At 39.0% G+C, this 18620-nt stretch carries 12 protein-coding genes; 2 read left to right on the top strand and 10 right to left on the bottom strand.

Going from position 1 to position 18620, the window contains the following annotated elements; translation table 11 throughout:
- Nucleotide 1: 1 nt before the first annotated feature.
- From MHI27_RS19865 to MHI27_RS19875, 3 genes are all read right to left on the bottom strand, one after another.
- Nucleotides 2–1921, bottom strand: a complete 1920-nt coding sequence (locus MHI27_RS19865; protein ID WP_405174529.1) for an FtsX-like permease family protein — start codon at nt 1919–1921, stop codon at nt 2–4.
- A complete protein-coding gene (locus MHI27_RS19870; RefSeq protein WP_042189627.1) occupies nt 1908–2675 on the bottom strand; it encodes an ABC transporter ATP-binding protein in 768 nt (255 codons plus the stop codon). The genes MHI27_RS19865 and MHI27_RS19870 overlap by 14 nt, the downstream gene beginning before the upstream one ends.
- Before the next feature lie 152 nt (nt 2676–2827).
- Complete coding sequence (locus MHI27_RS19875; protein WP_405174530.1) at nt 2828–3976, bottom strand: VanZ family protein; 1149 nt, start codon at nt 3974–3976, stop codon at nt 2828–2830.
- Nucleotides 3977–4160: 184 nt separating this feature from the next.
- Here MHI27_RS19875 and MHI27_RS19880 point away from each other — a divergent pair, with 184 nt between their 5' ends.
- Nucleotides 4161–5207, top strand: coding sequence for a DUF418 domain-containing protein (locus MHI27_RS19880; RefSeq protein ID WP_405174531.1), 1047 nt, complete (start codon nt 4161–4163; stop codon nt 5205–5207).
- A gap of 132 nt (nt 5208–5339) precedes the next feature.
- On the opposite strand, the gene MHI27_RS19885 is transcribed toward MHI27_RS19880, so the two are convergent.
- From MHI27_RS19885 to MHI27_RS19900, 4 genes are all read right to left on the bottom strand, one after another.
- The gene (locus tag MHI27_RS19885) at nt 5340–6980 is read right to left on the bottom strand and encodes an alkaline phosphatase (RefSeq protein ID WP_405174532.1); all 1641 of its coding nucleotides are present in this window, start codon (nt 6978–6980) and stop codon (nt 5340–5342) included.
- Between the two features lie 194 nt (nt 6981–7174).
- On the bottom strand, nt 7175–8311 hold the full coding sequence (locus MHI27_RS19890; RefSeq protein WP_405176770.1) for a glycoside hydrolase family 18 protein: 1137 nt from the start codon (nt 8309–8311) through the stop codon (nt 7175–7177).
- A 4-nt stretch (nt 8312–8315) separates the two neighbouring features.
- Nucleotides 8316–9416 carry an acyltransferase gene (locus tag MHI27_RS19895; protein WP_405174533.1) on the bottom strand — a complete coding sequence of 367 codons (1101 nt, stop codon included), beginning with the start codon at nt 9414–9416 and terminating at the stop codon, nt 8316–8318.
- Nucleotides 9417–9460: 44 nt separating this feature from the next.
- Nucleotides 9461–10786, bottom strand: coding sequence for a glycosyltransferase (locus MHI27_RS19900; protein ID WP_405174534.1), 1326 nt, complete (start codon nt 10784–10786; stop codon nt 9461–9463).
- Between the two features lie 660 nt (nt 10787–11446).
- Between MHI27_RS19900 and MHI27_RS19905 the strand changes: the two genes are divergently transcribed.
- Nucleotides 11447–12796: a lytic polysaccharide monooxygenase gene (locus MHI27_RS19905; protein ID WP_405174535.1), complete on the top strand. Its 1350-nt coding sequence runs from the start codon at nt 11447–11449 to the stop codon at nt 12794–12796.
- 378 nt (nt 12797–13174) lie between these two features.
- Here MHI27_RS19905 and MHI27_RS19910 read toward each other — a convergent pair whose 3' ends face one another.
- The 3 genes from MHI27_RS19910 to MHI27_RS19920 all read right to left on the bottom strand — a co-directional run bounded on the left by MHI27_RS19910 (nt 13175) and on the right by MHI27_RS19920 (nt 18551).
- Complete coding sequence (locus MHI27_RS19910) at nt 13175–15010, bottom strand: hypothetical protein (protein ID WP_405174536.1); 1836 nt, start codon at nt 15008–15010, stop codon at nt 13175–13177.
- Between the two features lie 138 nt (nt 15011–15148).
- On the bottom strand, nt 15149–16735 hold the full coding sequence (locus tag MHI27_RS19915) for a response regulator (RefSeq protein ID WP_081382840.1): 1587 nt from the start codon (nt 16733–16735) through the stop codon (nt 15149–15151).
- A 10-nt stretch (nt 16736–16745) separates the two neighbouring features.
- Nucleotides 16746–18551, bottom strand: a complete 1806-nt coding sequence (locus MHI27_RS19920) for a histidine kinase (RefSeq protein WP_340971155.1) — start codon at nt 18549–18551, stop codon at nt 16746–16748.
- Nucleotides 18552–18620 lie beyond the last annotated feature (69 nt).

Here is an 18620-nt window from a genome sequence, read left to right on the forward strand (position 1 = left end):
ATCATCCTTCTGTTCTATTATTTAGTGTGATAATACGATTGTAAGAAGCTACGGTTGAGAAATAATACAACCCGTAAATTACGGTATAAGCAATCATCCAGAGCAACACAGGTTTTGCTAAATCTATCATCAGTAGACTAGAGAATGCTTTTAAAGCCACTACACTATGCAATAACCCTACTACAAGCGGTACAACAAAGATAACGAATACCTGTGACGCAATTGATTTTCGCATTTCTTTTGCACTGACACCCATTTTATGCAGCATATTGTACTGTGATTTATCCTCTTCTGCCTCTGTTAAAACCTTAAAATAAATGATACTGCCTGTAGCAGCCAGAAATACTAGACCAAGGAAACTTCCTATAAACAGCAGAGAACCCACACCTTCCAAACTTGTTTGGTAATCTTGTGGACCACTTGAAAATAGCGCTTCTTCAGGTAATTGGTTTGCAATTTTTTTAGATAAATCTACAGAAGCATCATCTACCCCAAGAACACGATAGTGCAGCACTTCCCCATCATTTTGCAACACTTTATACTGGTCCTCCGAGACTACCACGGTTATACCTGCTGTACCTACATTCAATACGCTTTGCGTTTTAAAGCTTTGGAATGTGAGAGGATGGCCGTTTCCTGTTGTTATAGTTTTTCCTGTATATATAGGTGAGAACCTTTTGTCATATCCGATATCTAAAATAACCGCGTAGCCGTCCTTTACATCTAATTTTTCTTTATGTTGTAAACTTGCTAATTGGTTGTATGTTTTTTCATCGATAACTGTATATCCTCTTTTATCAGAGCTATCGAATGTTGATGACGAGTTTAATTCTTTCGTATGAAACGTAATGGATAGTGCTTCAATATTTTCATCGTATTTTGTATCTGATAGTACAGCACTCACTTGTTTATCCATTTCTGCATCTATCGATTGATACATAAAGGTATTCGGATTAATCGTTTTCGCCGAGTCATTCGTATTGTAATAAAGGCCATAGACCGCTCCACCGGCAGTTACTGTCGTAGCACTCAACACGGCAATCACAGTTAATGTACGTGCGTTCCCACGAATACGATAGAGCAGCTGCGAAATAGTAATGACATGAAGGCCTTTCCAAAGCCACCTTTCATTTTTCTTAATCATTGCTAACACAAAGCCAGTCACACTGTGGAACAATAAAAATGTACCCAAAATAACCGTTGTTAAAATAATTAATACAGTCAAGGGGAATCCAATTTTTTCCCATACCTTAGAAGTGAAAAGGTCCTGCATTGCAAGCCAATAGCCCAAGACAATGAGTAACACTCCAAGAAAGGCTACTATCATAGATGGTTTAGGCGCCACTTCTCCCTTTTTGGAAGCATGAAATAAATCAATCAGCTTAAATTGATAGATCAAGTGATAGCCTTGAAACGATGTTACTAAGAATATAACTAGAAATACGATAGCCGTGTTCATCGCTGCCGCCGCTGAAAATGTAAAGGGTGCTACAACGTCATAACCCATTAAATGAATTAAAATCGTCATAAATCCTTTTGAACATAGGAACCCAAGTACAATTCCTATTACTAAAGAGAATAATCCTAACAATAAATTTTCGAAAAAGAGCATAAAACCTATTTGACGATTACGTACCCCTAGCAACGCATACAATGCGACTTCTTTTTTACGCTTTTTCATAAAAAATGAATTGGAATAAGCAATAAATATGAACACGAAAAAGATGAGAATGACTGCCGCCCCACTCATTAGTGAACCAAGTTTTTGGGATGAAGCCGTCTGTTCTGCTATCGTATCGCTATATTTTAAGGTCACAAATGTAAAGTAAATGATGATACTAAACACCATCGATGCAATATATAAAAAATATTGTGAAAAGTTTCTGGCTATATTTTTTCTTGCTAGACTAAATAACGTCATCTACCTCACCCCCAATGGCCGCATGAACATCTAAGATTTCTTGGAAGAAGGCTTTGCGTGTCTGATCACGACGAAATATTTCTGTTGAAAATGAACCATCCTTGATGAAAATGATCCGGCGGCAGAAGCTTGCGGCAAAGGCATCATGAGTCACCATCATAATGGTCGAGTTGTTATTTTCATTTAAAGTGCTTAAGCTTTCCAATAAATCTGTTGCTGATTTAGAGTCAAGCGCACCTGTTGGTTCATCAGCCAAAATCAGTGCAGGCTCTGTCACGAGCGCTCTAGCCGCAGCGGTTCTTTGCTTTTGACCACCAGAGATTTGGTAAGGATATTTTGCCAGTAGATCTTCAATCCCAAATACTTTAGAAATCTGAGTCACGAGGTGATTGATTTTCTTCGCTGGAATTTTAGCAATCGCCAGAGGAAGCAATATGTTCTCCTTTACAGTCAAGGAATCGAGTAAATTGTAATCTTGGAAGATGAAGCCGAGATGTTCACGTCTGAAGTCTGACAAGGCTGCTTCCTTCATATCATGAATACTCTTGTTCTTCATATAAATCTTCCCTTCAGTTGGGGAATCAATAGTTGCTAACAAATTTAGCAAGGTTGATTTTCCCGCTCCGGAAGGTCCCATAATCCCTACAAACTCACCTTCATGAATGTCAAAAGACACGTTTTCTAAGGCTGTGTAAGCAGCACTTAACTTCCCGTATACTTTTTTTATGTTCTCTACTTTTAATAATGGTTCCATTCATTTCACCTCATAATTTGCTGATACTTATACTATAGGCTGTGAACCTTACAGCAAATTCATGCCAACCTTACAATAAGCTTAAATCCAAAAAAAGGGGTACCCAGTAGCCATTTAAGACTACGGAGTACCCCTTTACGATTGAAAAGAATTCATTTTTTTCTCGTTGTATATAAATCAGAAGCTTCATCAAAGTAAAAGCGGCGTTTTTGTTTGCCAAACACGACTAATATAATATGAATGAACAACACGATCGTTAAAATGATAGAGGTCAATCCAGCACCTAGCGTTAAGAATATAGATGCCTTATAAAATGGAGAATCCATTGATATTTCCACGTTATTCAAAGTATTCGCAATGACTGTTATGAAGTACATCGCGTAAATCGCACCAAAACGTTTAAATAATCGTTTGTTAGTTTCCACTCGACTTACTTTACTGTCATAACGATAGCGCATAATTTTCGTTCCAATTGTCGATCCATTCCAAATCCATGGAATAATAAAAAAGGTTATAAAAAGCGTAATTGTACTTGCAATAAATTCACTAACCAAATTAACGTTGGTCATACTCAACATAACTTGAACTACCATGTTGCTGATAAAAATATCAATAATAACTGCCAGCAACACAGACATCCCTCTTACTTCATCAAGAGCCAATAATCTTTCTGCTTTCTCATTAATTTTCTTTTTTGATGGGAATAGCGCCAACACGGCTGGAGCAATAAAGAAACCCAATACCCCGCCAGATGTATTCAACAATAAATCATCCACATCAAAAATGCGATAAGGGCAATTATAAATCCCGTAAATGCCGGTGACCTGTGTTATCTCATAAAATAATGTTAATAGGAATGTGAAGCCTAGAGCTTTCTTCCAGTGTTTCTTGTCTTGAAAAAAGTATCGCAAATAAACACCAAAAGGTAATAATAGCAAGAAATTAAAAAACGCTTGATAGAATGAGGGTTGGCTAAATAACAGTCGATAAGTTGCAGGCTGTGATAACACGATCCCACTATTCCCAAAGGTGCTCACTATAAATTGAAATGGCATAAGTGAATAATGTTGTGTGCCCGGTTTTTGTAGCGAACAAGTATTGCGTATCTCTGGCAACGGCAACAATACTAAAAATAACGCTGCTAGAAAGTAAAAGATAAACGAAAATGAAATCAATGTGGTAGAAAATGGTAGATAATTGTATTTTCTATATGTATAAATGAGCCACGGGATAAATAAGGCAAACGCTAAAACAACAAAAAAGATCGCTGCCACAAAGATTGGTTGAGTATATGCTGACATTTCTAGTTCACACCCCATAATTATTTAGTATTTATATTAACCATAAAACTGATTCTAATTCAACTGGAGTTGGAACATTTTATCATATTTAAGGTTCCTGTAATGTTGGCATCAATTTATTGTAAGGTTCTCAACTTATACTGACTTCTAAGCAAATGAAACTATTTTCAAAGGAGAACTATTAATGAATCCCTCGATTTCACAAAAAGAAAGAATCATTTCACTCGACATCATTCGCGGACTTGCTCTTTTTGGCATTCTGCTGATAAATGTTGGAGCCTTTAAAGTTATTATGGAAGGTAATCCCTTACCAGACTATAGTGGCATTAATGGAATCATCCATACTTTGATAATCATCTTCGTACAAAAAAAGTTCTTTTCTATTTTTTCATTCCTATTCGGAGTAGGTCTATACATTTTCGCCTCAAGAGCCGAAAGCCGGGGAGATAAACCTAGATGGCGTATGGCTAGACGTTTACTGATCCTCTTGCTGCTGGGAATCATTCATGTGTTTATCTTTTGGGGAACCATTCTACCCGTATACGCCATTATCGGATTGTTTCTGATCCCTTTTTATCACACAACGGTTTCTACACTTAAAAAGTGGTTTATGGGTATGACATCCATTTACATCATTTCCTTGATGGTAAAAATATTTTTACCCTCTCAAGGGGCAGTCTCATCTATCCTTGATATTTTTTCTAATGACGCTATGCAAATCTTTATTATGTTTTTAGCCGGTTTTTTAACTGCAAAGTCAGGTTGGCTGACACATATACAAGAATTATCAAAACCAATTAGATGGATTCAAATGGCATCATTTCTTTTGTTCGTTGGTTTCTCATTATGGATTTGGAACGCTTCTCAAAGCGGGAGCAGCAATGTAGATTCAGTTACGGGCTTAGGATCACTTCCAACCACTTTGTTTTACTTAACAACATTATTTCTACTATTAGAAAACAAACAAATGGTGAAATTCCTGACACCCATATCACGGGTGGGTCAAATGGCATTTACAAATTATGTAGCTCAAAGCATTATAGGGACGGCAATCATTTCAACGATAGGTCTCGAAGTCGTTTCACCCAAAGATATTCTCTACATCGCTGTTCTGATTTATATAATTCAAATCATTTTTAGTACCATCTGGTTCAAGTTCTTTTCCATGGGACCTTTAGAAAAGCTTTGGCGCTTGATGACCTATGGAACAAAGCCTGCAACAAAACGATAAAAGCTTCGCTTCCCTCTTCTCAATACAAGTCGAAATTTCTTTTTCCAATCCAAAAACCCCTTTTTTATAAGGGGTTTTTGGGTTTAAGCGCTTTAACTTTTAGTCGAACAATCATACCTTGAACTGTAATAATCAGAGAATCAAGTCTAATGCATCCTGTGAAACCCACACTTTATCTTTAATCATTACTGTCAGTACATTGAGTTTCGTTGTTTTGCCATCCAGAATGGCGATGTTTTTATCTATAGGCAGCTTGAGAACTTGGCCTGCTTTTTTCACTACAACCACCGGATTAGTCTTATCGGTCTTGTCTAGGGTGATCGTAGCTCCTTTGGCCTTGAATTTATCACTGGATACGTACAGTGTATCCTGAAGTTGCGCCAGATTTAGTCCGGTCACTTCTTGAATATACTTATTCACATCCGTATTCTGGATTACACCGCTGTTCACGAAATCGGTCGGTTTATAATTAGCCGGATGGTAGGCGAACAATCCAACCTCTTCCGATGTGTGATCATCCGTAGAGAAGGTTACGCCTATCTTATTCCCCAAGATTTTACCGATGACCGGCGAAAGGTTATCTTTCATTCCTAATCTGACTTGATCCGCTTCTTCTTTGGTTAAATCACTAAGTCCATAATTATCCGCAAGGACCTTTTTGAAATTGTGCTCATTAATACTGCCTTCAATGTAATAACTGGTGTGCTTCGCTTTCTTCAACACGGAGACTAGGTCTTTGGTGGAATCATAGTTCGTCATATTGAGCCCGCCAGTAGCATGATCCGAAACGGACAAGACTGCTGTATTTCCGTCTTTTTCTGCAAAATCAACAGCGGCTTTGAAAGCTTTATCAAATGCTAATGTCTCACTCATAATTCCCACCGGATCGTTATCATGACCATACCAGTCTATCTGACTTGCTTCGACCATCAGAATAAAACCTTTCTCGTTCTGTGACAATTTCTCTATCGCTACTTTGGTCATTTCAGCAAGGCTCGGTTGCTTTTGCGGGTTCAGATCAAAATCAGCATCCAGTGCTTCGGGGTTGAACAGCCCCCAGATTTTATTCGTTTTAGAATTCATTAAACCTGCTTTATCCGTTACGTATTCATACCCATTTGATTTCAGGATTTTGGTTAAATCTTCTCCGTCCTTACGGTTAATGTCTTCTTTGCCGGGTACCAAATACCCGGAGCCACCCCCGAGAAGAACATCTACGCCACTGTAGACCATCTGTTCTGCAATAGACTGCGCATTGTCACGCGTGTAGGCATGACTTAAAAATGTAGCCGGCGTCGCATCCGTTAATTCACAAGTAAATACCGTTCCTGTACTTTTCCCTGCCATTCTCGCTGCATCCATAATCGTAAGCAGAGGTTTGTTCACGTCCTCTGGCTTAACTGCGTCCACGAACGGCATCGTGATTCGGTCGGGCAGTATGGAGACCGTCTCACTCTTAACCTTATGGCCTGTGGCATAAGCCGTAGCTCCCGCAGCGGAATCTGTGGTAAGTGAATCCGTAGAATAGGTTCTGACCAGCCCGCTAAAATACTTATCCATCGCAAGCACCTGTCCGCCCTGATACCATCTGGCCAAGTTCACATCGGATAAGCTCATCCCATCCGTAATAAACAGGATCACGTTCTTGACTGAATTGTTTGTAGGAGCATCAGAGTTATTGGCGCCACTGGCGTAGGTCGTTCCGTTGCCTGCTGCAAGCAGACTGCAAACCATAACTGTACTGCAAATTCTCCCGATAACCTTTTTGCGCATTTGAATCCTCCTCTAGCAGTTTTTGTTAAGTACGTTTCTAGTTTAAAGGAGGATTGTTTGCGGGAGCAGCACCTATTCTCTTTTAATATATTAAATTCTGTGCATATTTTGACTTGACCTGTGCTACTGATAGTGGGCTGCATCCCTAATGCCTTAACACATTATTGTCCATATAATCTTCTATTTAACAGTAGCTACTTGTTCAGATTATCAGATAAATACTTTACTATGCCGTCTTCGGAGTCTTGAGAATACTCCCACACCATGACACCAGCCAGTTTTTTATCTTTGATATATTTAACTTTTGCCTGCAAGGCTTCTTTATCTTCATACGTAATAAAAGTATCACCATCATACAAATAAGCCGTCTTCGCTGTATCGTCAAAGTATCGTTTAAATCGATCTTGGCTCATATATTTTTCTTTTATCGTCTTGTAGCTTAAATCTACTTTGTCGATATTGATAGGTTTACCCAGTAAAAATGAGGCGTCATTATTCACATCACTTTTAACATTATCCCATCCGTATGAATAAGCTGGAATACCTAGGAGAAGCTTGCTCGGATCAACATCACGATCTAAATATAACCGAATAATACGATCCACGCTGGTTTTGCTCTTCTTATACTTATCTATAAATAAATTCGAATTATACCCTGTTGTATCTGACCAAGCTCCAGTCAAGTCATAGCTCATGACATTAATGAAATCCACATATTTTTCTACTTTTTTAACCTCAACGTTTTTGAAGAACCAATCTTCATTTCCAGCAGCAAAGGTTAAATAGTAATTTTTATTTTTACGCGGCAGTCTATCCAGTTTTTCATTAAGTTCCTTCATAAGACTAGTAAAGTTCTTGGTATCTTCCGGTCTGGCTTTAGTTGTATTCCAGGAATCAAAGGCTGGATATTCCCAGTCTATATCAATCCCATCTAAATCTAACTCCTTAACCATTGCGATCATACTCTCAGTAAAGGAGTACCGGTTTTCATCCAATGAAGCATCGGAGAATCCGTCCGCTTTATACCCACCAACACCAAGTATGAAACTCGTTTTTTTATTATTTGCTTGCAGCTTCTTTATATTTTCTTTAATGATCTCATTTTTAGCAGGGTCTAGATCAAAATATACATTGGTTTTATCAATTTTGGCAAAGGCGAGAATAGCGATATCAATGTTTTTGTCTTTTAGATTAAGATCTTTAAAGTCTTTCCATAACGGTATGTACACGGAGGTTATTTTTTTGTCTGAATCATTGAGAGTGTAATAATAAATTCCCATGCCTATAGCTAATATAGCTATGAAGATTTTTGTATATATACTTATTTTCATCATGTTAACTTCTTCCCCCAAATAATACATGTGTAATATATTTATTTAGATTTAAAACTTTAACCGTGACATAGCTAAATAAGAATATAATAATGACATTAAAAGTAAGGTTAAATATGGATTGGAGTAGAGTAGCTTGTATTTCTGCTCTTCTGGATACCAATATTTCAACTAACAAATGAATTAAGTAGATACTAAAGCTAGCCTTGGAAATGGAGCTGATTATTTTTTTGACTTTGTAATTCAACTTCTCGCTAATGGCAGTTTCTTTTTCTTTAAAATAGATAAACGTTCCAATAGCCATAAAAAATGTTGAGAGTGAATAGTTGCCATAGAACATTTCATCTAACACACCACTATATAAGGAAGAAAAGTAGGTCGCTAATGGCGTTACAAAAAAGGATATAATGCCTAAGTTAAAGAAAAGATTTTTAGCTTTGATGGATATCGTATAGTTGAAGAGATAATATCCAAGGATAAAATATCCTAGATAACCCATGAACAAGGGGATGTTGGTTATGGGAATATTAATATATTCGGAGGTCAATCTGAATACGAGGTCGGAGATGAATTTATAAACCACACTAACCAAAAACCATATTAACAGATAATATCTTAAATCTTTTTCACTGCACACTTTTACCAGCTTACTAATTAATGGAACTGTTATATAGATCGCAATAATTGCATATAGAAACCATAAATGTATATAATTCTTATCAAAAATTAAACCGTACGAAAAATGAATGAAAAAATCATAAACGCCCATGCTGCTTTTTTGAATGAAATATTGGGTGTAAACGGCATAAATGAGTGACCAGCTAACTAAGGAAATGATTAAAGGAATTACTTTTTTAATATAAAACTGCCGATATGATTTCACTTCCACTCTAAGGATCATCGCACCACTTATCATAAAAAACACTGGTACAGCAAATCTGGATATCGAATTAAAAAAGTTGCTAATCCACCAAGAGGTTGTATTGAAATCATTTGTCCTTGTAAGCAAGTCTGCAGTGTAGTGCAGAATGATGACAGCTATGATGGATATTATTCTTAATACATCTATAAATATAATTCGTTTATCTTTCAATATATGATTCATAAATACCTCCCGATGAATAGTTTGCTGATAGTTACAATAGGAGACTAGCTGATACTTGAAACACCTTTTCTCTCAACGAATCCCCAGCCCTCGTCATTATCAAAGTATTTAAATGTGCCTACGATATTCATATAAAGCAGCAGATTTCGATAGGTTAGTAATTCAACTTGGCTAAACAAAAACATCCTAAAATAATCTTTAACTGAATAATTGCTGCCATATTTTTTGCATAAATAGAGAGAAATCCCGATTTGCAGTGCATTAATGACAATAACAGACAACAAGAGAATAAAAGCCTTAAATAAATTTGTACCTAGAAAGAGCGATTGTATAAGATAAAAAACGCTTGTAAATGCTGTTAATGTACCTAGAACAAAACCATCAATAGCAAAAAAGAGACTGACGCCAACGCTAAACTTTCGCGATAATTTAGACCAATAGATTAATATGCAATCTACAAAAGCTTTTTGCCAGCGTATTCTTTGTTTATAAAAGTTACTTAAGTTTTCTGGGCATTCCGTGTAGCATACGGCTTCTGGCGCGTAGACGAGCTTCTTATTCAAGTTATTCGCTTTAATGAACTCGTGAATTTTTAAGGTAATATCAATATCTTCGCCTACAGTACTTCTAAACCCGTTAACGTCCACCAATATACTCTTATAAAAAGCACCAAATGCGCCTGAAATAACGACAATTGAATTAAAAACCGATTGTGTTAGTTTTCTAACATAAAATCCATGGATGTAGCTGATAACTTGGCTTTTTATAATACCTTTACCAGTAAATTTATCTTGGATAACTCCGTTCCTTTTCTCAGCGCCCTGTACGATCTTTACCGTGCCACCTAAGGCGATGATCTTATCATCTTGAAAATATTGATTTACATATTTAAGAGAGTTTATTTCCAGCATGCTATCTGCATCCAGCGTGATAACAATATCAGAATTCGCACAATCGATGCCGGCGTTAAGAGAATCTGCCTTTCCTCCGTTGAATTTATCAATTACAATTATTTTTTCATATTTCTCCGAAAAATAAATTCCTTTAATAGCAGCGTATGAAAGCTTACCCTCTGCTTCTCTATCACTTATCGATAAATCCAAAAGCTCATTTAATTTTTGAAACGTCTTATCCTTTGAACCATCATTAATAATGATGACTTCATAATTACAGTAATTTAGGCCCTCCATTGCATCTATGCAATTCTTAATAGTGAGCTCCTCGTTATAAGCAGGAACTAAAACGGAAATCGATTTTTCATCACAATCGTTATTCAACTTCTTAACTTTACTGAAAAATAAAGGGATGACTGTGTAAAGAGTTTGAAACCCAATAAAAATGAAGGTTAACAAATAAAAAAAGTATTGCATCTCCTCACTCCTTTTTATTTATCTAAAGCTTATAATTCTATGAATTGAACTGTTCTCCAGACAGTTAATCCCACACTAATTTCAATCACTTACATCCTTTGTTAGTAATTCCAACTAATAATAGTAAATAAAACCAAAAATAGCAACCTTTGAAAGCGTTGTTATTGTAATTTTCTGAATAATATATAGTTTCCCTCTTTATTTTACATACAGTAGTTTTCATTTTTCATCACAAAAAAAGAAGAAAACAACATAAAGAAAGAGATAAATTAAGAAAATGGTATATTAATCGTTTGATCATAATTTAAAATGAATCTTTCAAATTTCAAGAATTATATGGAAAGATAGGGGGAATGTAGATCAGGTTCCGAGGAAGTCATTTCATACTAAAAACAGCTTATTTTTTTCTCATTTTATCCTAATTATGGTAGACAATTACCATTTATTTGAATATAATCACTATGGTGTTATAACAAATGTTATCATTCAATGAATTTAGCCCTGCGCACATTTTTCTCTTACCTTTCATGTCGATATATGAGCTCTTTGTGAGTTTATATAAATACGTTCAACAAAGAAAGGAGTTGTAATTGAGACAAGACGTTCGGGTCTGAATGCATCATTCGTTCGCAGTGCATATTTCAAAAAAGGAGGAATAAAATGTCATTTATTCGCATTTCTCATTCACCTTCGGTAAAGTTTCTAGCTTATGGGAGTATCATGTTGATAATTTCATTGGTTGTAATGTTATTCCCGGAAAGGTCCTTTTCTCACGGCTATGTTGAAGGACCTGCTAGCCGGGCAGCACTCTGTAAATCCGGACAAAATACAGATTGTGGCCCGATTGTTTATGAGCCCCAAAGTCTAGAAGCTCCTAAGGGGTTCCCTGCTGCAGGGCCAGCAGACGGGAAGATTGCAAGTGCTAACGGAGCTTTTCCTAAGCTTGATGAACAATCGGCAACGCGCTGGTCTAAAGTCAACATATCTGCTGGACAAAATACATTCACTTGGAAACTGACTGCCGCTCATTCGACGGCAAGCTGGAAATACTATATTACAAAGCCCAACTGGAATCCTAACTCCGCTCTTACTCGGGATTCATTCGACCTTACTCCTTTCTGTTCGGTGAACTATGGAGGTGTTCAGCCACCCTTCTCTTACTCAGACACTTGTAACGTTCCAGAACGTAGTGGATATCACGTCATCTTGGCTGTGTGGGAAGTCGCAGATACTCCGAACGCCTTCTATAATGTCATTGATGTCAACTTTAGCGGCAGCAACCCTGTAGATACCCAAGCGCCTTCCGCGCCAGCAGCTTTGACGTCAACTGCAAAAACATCCAGCAGCGTTTCCTTAGCCTGGACCGCATCCACGGACAATACCGGTGTGACAGAGTACCAAGTATTTAACGGATCTAATTTGGTCGCTGCCGTATCCGGCACAACATTAAATTACACCGTTTCGGGATTAACCGCGAATACTGCCTATACCTTTAGTGTCAAGGCAAGAGACGCTGCTGGCAATGTCTCAAATGGAAGCAATTCCGTCAGTGTTACTACCGATGCACCCGTCGGTAATGACACGCAAGCACCGACAGCCCCCGGCGGCTTACATGTTATGGGGACCCCAACATCATCCAGCATTCAGTTAATGTGGACTCCGTCAACGGATAATGTTGGTGTTACAGGCTACCGTATTTATAGAGGAACGGCATTAATCACCACTGTACTTGGCTCCACAACGGATTATACAGTAACAGGTCTTAGTGCAGGCACAACATATACGTTCAGTGTATATGCCATCGACGCCGCAGACAATCAATCAGTGGCCAGCACCATCAATGGAACAACCGCGACAGCGTCTACAACCCCAGCTTGGGCACCTAATACCTCTTACACAGTCGGTGCGTTGGTAACCTATAATGGTGCTGTGTATGAATGTCGTCAAGCCCATACATCGCTAACCAGTTGGGAGCCTGCCAATTCCCCGGCGTTATGGTTGTTGAAGTAATGATGTAATAAAAGCATCGAATACCTAAATCTTAAAAAACCACGAGATACAGTGAAACTGTACTTCGTGGTTTTTTACTGTTTCGATCATATCTTTCAATTACCTTTTCACAAATTTTGGCACTCGTATATGGCCGACAATTTTCATGATAAACTAACGTTAAATATTAACTTACCTCATTACAACTTCTGGCTGGGCTTAGTAATATTTCCATATTAAAATCGGAGGGAATACATGAAAACATTTATACTCAAATGGAACCAATTGAGCCTGGTAAAACAAATACACTCGGAACGGTTACGGTGAGATTGATATAGCTTCCTACAGCATCCATAACCCCTACAGCCTTCAATCCGGAGGCATAGTACTTGTTTACAATCAGGGCGCCTCCACCAACGGTTCAACGGTTCCGGTTTCCATTTCCACATGGATAGGCTTTAAAGTTACCTCAAGATAGTCAAGGTCTGCTGTGTAGAGGTCATTGGAATCCTTTTGGATTTTAATTTTGTTGGTCCCCGCTTGCAGGTTTACCGTTCCGACGCCAGATACTTTCTTCCATGAGGAGGCAGACTGGTCCCATCCAGCATTTGTCTTGGGGAATGATGCCTGGAACTTGTAAATTCCATTTACATAGACGCTTTGGGCGGCATCCGCCCCCGATCCGTTCGCATAGGCAATATCCAGTATATAGTCTCCGGCTACAGGCACATCTATTGTAACTTCCGCGAAACTCCCTACACTGTTCATAACGGCCACAGCTTTTCCAAAGGATGCATAATTCTTATTGGCGGCAATTGGCCCATTCAATTGACCATTTTCAAATTCATAGTGCTTCCCGGATGTCCCATTCAACACTTGAACTTTCCCAGAGCCTGTAACATTAGCAGCGGAAGTATTGGCGACCAAATTGCCTTTATAATATACGTTGTCAAATCTTACATAATATTTATCACTAAGATAGCCTCCAGTGGTTTTATCAAAGTATACATTCTTCAGGTTGAAATTTTTATTGGAGGATACATTCAGGTCAAAATACAGCAAGTTGTCCCTAGTCGAACCCGGCTCGGTATAGAGATTTTCGATCGTAAAATTATCGATATTGTCCTGAATTTTACCCCATATGCTTCCCAGTACATTTGTTTGCTTTATGGCATAGAAGTTAGTAATGCGAACAGTTCCAATCGAGCTGGTATCCTCGCCCGGCTTAGTTCCCTCAATTCCCTGAGCGAAGATGGCTGAAGTTTGAGCAATGCCGGCATGTTCGGGGAAATAAGCAATGTAATTATCGATCGTTACATTATCGGTTTTGCCCCACCAGCCAATGACAAGATTATTATCACCGGATACACTGAAGAAATTCTTAACATCTACCCCATTATTTCCACCAAGCGATAAACCGTCAGAGCATCTAGCATCGCTAATAACTTTAACATTGTCTATGGACACATTGTCCGTATTGCGTACAACCAGTTGATGGATCAGATTGTCGTTAAAATTTCGTACCAGGATGAAATCCCGCAACTCGACATTGTTGGATTTATAGAATACCATGTTGTTTTCAAACTCTGATTCATTCGGATTCACACCTGTATCATAGGCAACAACAATTCCTGGGCCCAGAATTTTTAGGTTGGAATTGTTAGCGGTATCAATTCTGGCATGCAGAACAGCTCCCGGCATGAGGAAAATCGTCTGATTGTCCTGCATCGTGAGTTCATTATTAGCGGGATAATGCGCCCCTGCTTGATAGACGGTTGCACCGGCAGGAGGCGTCGCTACAGGCGGATCCCCGAACAAGAAAAGCTCTTTATTCGGATCGTTGTCGATCTGAATAATAATTTTGCTTTTTTTATAATCGTTTAACGTGAACTGAAGCTGGTTGGCCGCCGGTTTAGTATACGTTATTCCGTATTGGGAAGGCATAATATTAGCTGATGTGAAATTGGACTTGTACTGTACCTTAACAGTCACCGTACCCGTGAATGCGAAGCTGGTAACTGCTTTGGGGGTAGCGGCCATTCCCGGTGCAGTCCATACGGGTGATGAAGTGTTTTCGACCCACACCTGAAAATCGCTGTTTGAAGCGAGACTTGCCGGAAACGGATAGACTGTACTAGTTCCTGCTGCTTCGGCATGCCGGACATAACCGACTGTAAACGCTACCAAAAAAGATAAAAAAAACATCCAATAAAACCTATTCTTAGCCCAAGTCATTTTTTCTCCTCCTCTAAACTTGTGTTGTAGGGGACTACAATCTGAATATTAGCAACACTGCCTGTAAAAAAGAATGGAAAATTTCAAGAAAGCGTGCCATATTTATTGAAATCGCATTTATTGTTGTTAAAAATAAACCTACATGTGGAATATGCTTTTTTCTTTATATTCCTTAGGTGTAATTCCCACATTTTTCTTAAATACCTTGCTGAAATACTTCTCATCATTGAATCCGGTTTTGGTTGCGACCTCGTACACTTTGAACTGGGGATCTATTAGGTATTCCATTGCCTTGTTTATTCTGACATTCACAATATAATCGGTTAAGGATATGCCCTCCTCCTTTTTGAACAATACACTGAAGTAGGAAGGATTCATGGAAACCTGATTTGCCAGCATATCGAGATTGATTACCTTGTGGAAATTCTTCTGGATGAATAGTTTGACAAGCGCAATTGATTTATTGTCTCCTGATTTTGTTCCTTCTTTATGGTCATAGGTACTTATCAATACTAAAGTATCAATAAAGCGCTTATTGGCCGCCGGTAAAGAAGTACATTCCTCCAGTTCCTCCACGAATTGATAGATGTTATTAGCCATAAAAACACCGGCCTTTTCGGAACCGTTTATACCGGACCCCACCTGTATAAGCAAGCTGCAAAGCTTGTCCTGGTATTCCTTCACCGTTACCATTCCTTTTATACTTGTCTCATTGCACCTCTGATTGATGAAGACTTCCAGCCTCCCGGTGTCCATCATTCTGAGCATGGATATCATTTGGGTAATATCAGATTCGTTAAAGTGCAACCTGTCAGCGAGTTTAGGCAGTTCATCTGCAAAATAAATATTCCCTTCGCCGTATACCAATTTTTCCATGAAGGCGGCTTTGGCCTGCCTAAACAGCGTGTACAGAGGCACAGATTTACTGCTAATACCGCTGACTCCCCAGTTTACTCGAAGCCCTTTTTCCCGGAGATATTCATTTATTTCGTTTAAAGAGGCTCGAAGTTCTCTCAAACCGTCTCCTTTTTTTATGTTGATGATAGAGATCACACTGTTTTTCACATGCGGAACAGACAGTACCTGAGGAAACATTGCCACCAGCTTACTGCCGAGCATAGTTGCAGGGAGAATACTTCCCTGTCCGGCATCTGAAAAAAGTTGCAGGTGGGTAAACTGTGCATATAAAATGATGAAATGCGGGCAAGGCATTTCAATCCTTCGTTCGGATAAAAACATTTGAAAGACCTCATCGCTCCCACCAGCGCTTAGCAGCATATCTTTAAGCATATTCCCATCTGTCTCGGAGAGGCTCCCAGGAGGCAGTTCTTCCGTTCCCTTTTCCTGGTCCAGATCGTCCAAAGCCCTCTTCAGGGCAGCCTCCAGATCCTGTCTCTTGATCGGTTTGAGCAAATACTCGGTAACCTTAAAACGAATAGCTTCCCTGGCATATTCAAATTCACTGTAGCCGCTGAAAATAATAACCCGGCTATCAGCACCTATATCCCTTATTTTTTTAAGAAATTCAATACCGTCCATATGAGGCATTTGAATATCGACTATAATAATATCCGGCTTGTGTTTCTCATATATTGCCAAAGCTTGGACTCCATTTTCGGCTTCCACCACTTCCCTGAACGAGAACCCAAGATCGTCGATAATCACTCGCAACCCTTTTCTAATGATGTTCTCATCATCTACGATCAATAATGAATACACGTTCATCCCTCCTTGGTTAATCAATAACCGGAATGCTGATATAAATTCGGGTTCCTTCCCTCATTTCACTTTCAATCTCTATACCATAGCAGCTTCCATACGCCAGCTTAAGCCGGTCATTGACATTGGACAGACCGATTCCATTCTCACCTGGGGATAACCTGTTTTTATGGTTGTTTTCCAACCGTTCTCTCAAGGCTCTGAGCTTCCCGGGCTCAATGCCGTTCCCATTATCGCAAATTGTGAATCGGATATTATTTTGGTATACCTCGGCCGAAATTTTGATGACACATTGACCATCAAAGTTGCGAAACCCGTGGAGGATTGCATTCTCTACGATCGGCTGAAGGATCAGCTTCAGCATCTTTAACGAATATATCTGCTCTGCAATCGAGCATACCAGCTCCAATCGGCCGTTCATCATCAAATTCTGCAAACTGCAATAGCTCCTGATTTGTTCGATTTCTTCCGTTATCAGGACCAGCCTGTTGTCTTTTGTCAAATTGTAGCGGACCATAGCGCCCAATGAGGTTAACGCATCGGAGATTTCCCTTTCCCTGTTGATCTCGGCCATCATCTTGATGGTCTCCAGCGTATTATACAGAAAGTGAGGATTCACCTGGTTCTCAAGCGCTTTCAACAGCGCATCCTTCTGAAGAATTTCCGTTTTGTATACCGTCTCGATCAATTCATTTATCCTGTTAAGCATTCTATTAAAATCTTTGCCAAGCTCGTCAATTTCATCATTTCCTTCAATTACCACTTGGGTATTCAGGTTGCCCTCTTGGACGCTCCTCATGACCTTTACGAGCTTTTTTATTTTCTTCATCAGTTTTCTGGAAAAAACATAGGAGATGAGAATCATCAAGATAAGTGCGGCTACGAGACAAACTACGAAGGTGTTTCGCGCTTTCGTGGTTTCTTGGATAACCAGATTCTGAGGGAACATTCCAATAATTCTGTAGTTAGGATTCTCTAAAGTCTGGATTTCCGTCAGAAAGGACTGGCTTCCCACCTTCGTAACGATATTGGATGTACTTTGTTCAGCCTTGTTTAATTGGGAGGATAGCTGTGAGAGAACACCTGCCGGGAGATGATTGGATTCATACACCAGTTGACCTACGCTATCATATACGAACACGGCTCCCTGTTTGAACTCCTCCATCTTGCCGAGACCACCAAAAATAGCGTCAGGTGCAATAAAAATTTCCAGCAGCGTGTTTCTATCGTTGGTTGTATAGGATAACATAGGCACGAACAAGGAGATTTCCTGATCGCGAATCGCTGGGTTCTTGACTTTGTCATAATCCAAGATACGGGCTTTGTGGAGATTCTCCCAATATGGAGCGCTGTAAGTCGCCTGAATCGCTTCTTCAAACCATGCTTCGTTACGGTAAGGCTTAGAATGGTAAATCCATTCATTCTGAAAGGTGTTGTCATTCGCAGTAAAGAACCGGAAGTGATACTCCGTAGTCTCCAGGCTGCGGACCCAATCCATAAAAGAATTGAGGTAATGATAGGAAAAATCAATCTTGTTGGTATCGGACATATATAATTCATCAAAATATGAAATCAGCAAAGGGTATTGCGCAATTTGGCTCCCGAGTTTTCGGTAATCGTTGAAAATTTGATTCACATTCTCTTTTTCTTTTGCCAAGGCTTCCTTGAGGGCGGTCTTAGACTGATCCTCCACATATTGGACAGACCGAATATAGATATAAACAGCCGACAAGGTTACGGGTATGAGAAGAACAAGCACAAAGCAAATCATGATCTTCCAAGTATAGCTGGTGTTTACGGGTCCCCGAAGCATTCTTAACATAACTCTTCCCTCTCTGTCCCTCAGTATCCACTGCCGCGACCGTAATTTATTATATCAATACCTACTGAA

The sequence above is a fragment of the Paenibacillus sp. FSL H8-0261 genome (assembly GCF_045040645.1).
Classification (GTDB): Bacteria; Bacillota; Bacilli; order Paenibacillales; family Paenibacillaceae; genus Paenibacillus_AQ.

Coding starts and splice junctions, on each gene's coding strand:
- MHI27_RS19865 (WP_405174529.1), bottom strand. CDS start 1,921: ATGACGTTATTTAGTCTAGCAAGAAAAAATATAGCCAGAAACTTTTCA.
- MHI27_RS19870 (WP_042189627.1), bottom strand. CDS start 2,675: ATGGAACCATTATTAAAAGTAGAGAACATAAAAAAAGTATACGGGAAG.
- MHI27_RS19875 (WP_405174530.1), bottom strand. CDS start 3,976: ATGTCAGCATATACTCAACCAATCTTTGTGGCAGCGATCTTTTTTGTT.
- MHI27_RS19880 (WP_405174531.1), top strand. CDS start 4,161: ATGAATCCCTCGATTTCACAAAAAGAAAGAATCATTTCACTCGACATC.
- MHI27_RS19885 (WP_405174532.1), bottom strand. CDS start 6,980: ATGCGCAAAAAGGTTATCGGGAGAATTTGCAGTACAGTTATGGTTTGC.
- MHI27_RS19890 (WP_405176770.1), bottom strand. CDS start 8,311: ATGAAAATAAGTATATATACAAAAATCTTCATAGCTATATTAGCTATA.
- MHI27_RS19895 (WP_405174533.1), bottom strand. CDS start 9,416: ATGAATCATATATTGAAAGATAAACGAATTATATTTATAGATGTATTA.
- MHI27_RS19900 (WP_405174534.1), bottom strand. CDS start 10,786: ATGCAATACTTTTTTTATTTGTTAACCTTCATTTTTATTGGGTTTCAA.
- MHI27_RS19905 (WP_405174535.1), top strand. CDS start 11,447: ATGTCATTTATTCGCATTTCTCATTCACCTTCGGTAAAGTTTCTAGCT.
- MHI27_RS19910 (WP_405174536.1), bottom strand. CDS start 15,010: ATGACTTGGGCTAAGAATAGGTTTTATTGGATGTTTTTTTTATCTTTT.
- MHI27_RS19915 (WP_081382840.1), bottom strand. CDS start 16,735: ATGAACGTGTATTCATTATTGATCGTAGATGATGAGAACATCATTAGA.
- MHI27_RS19920 (WP_340971155.1), bottom strand. CDS start 18,551: ATGTTAAGAATGCTTCGGGGACCCGTAAACACCAGCTATACTTGGAAG.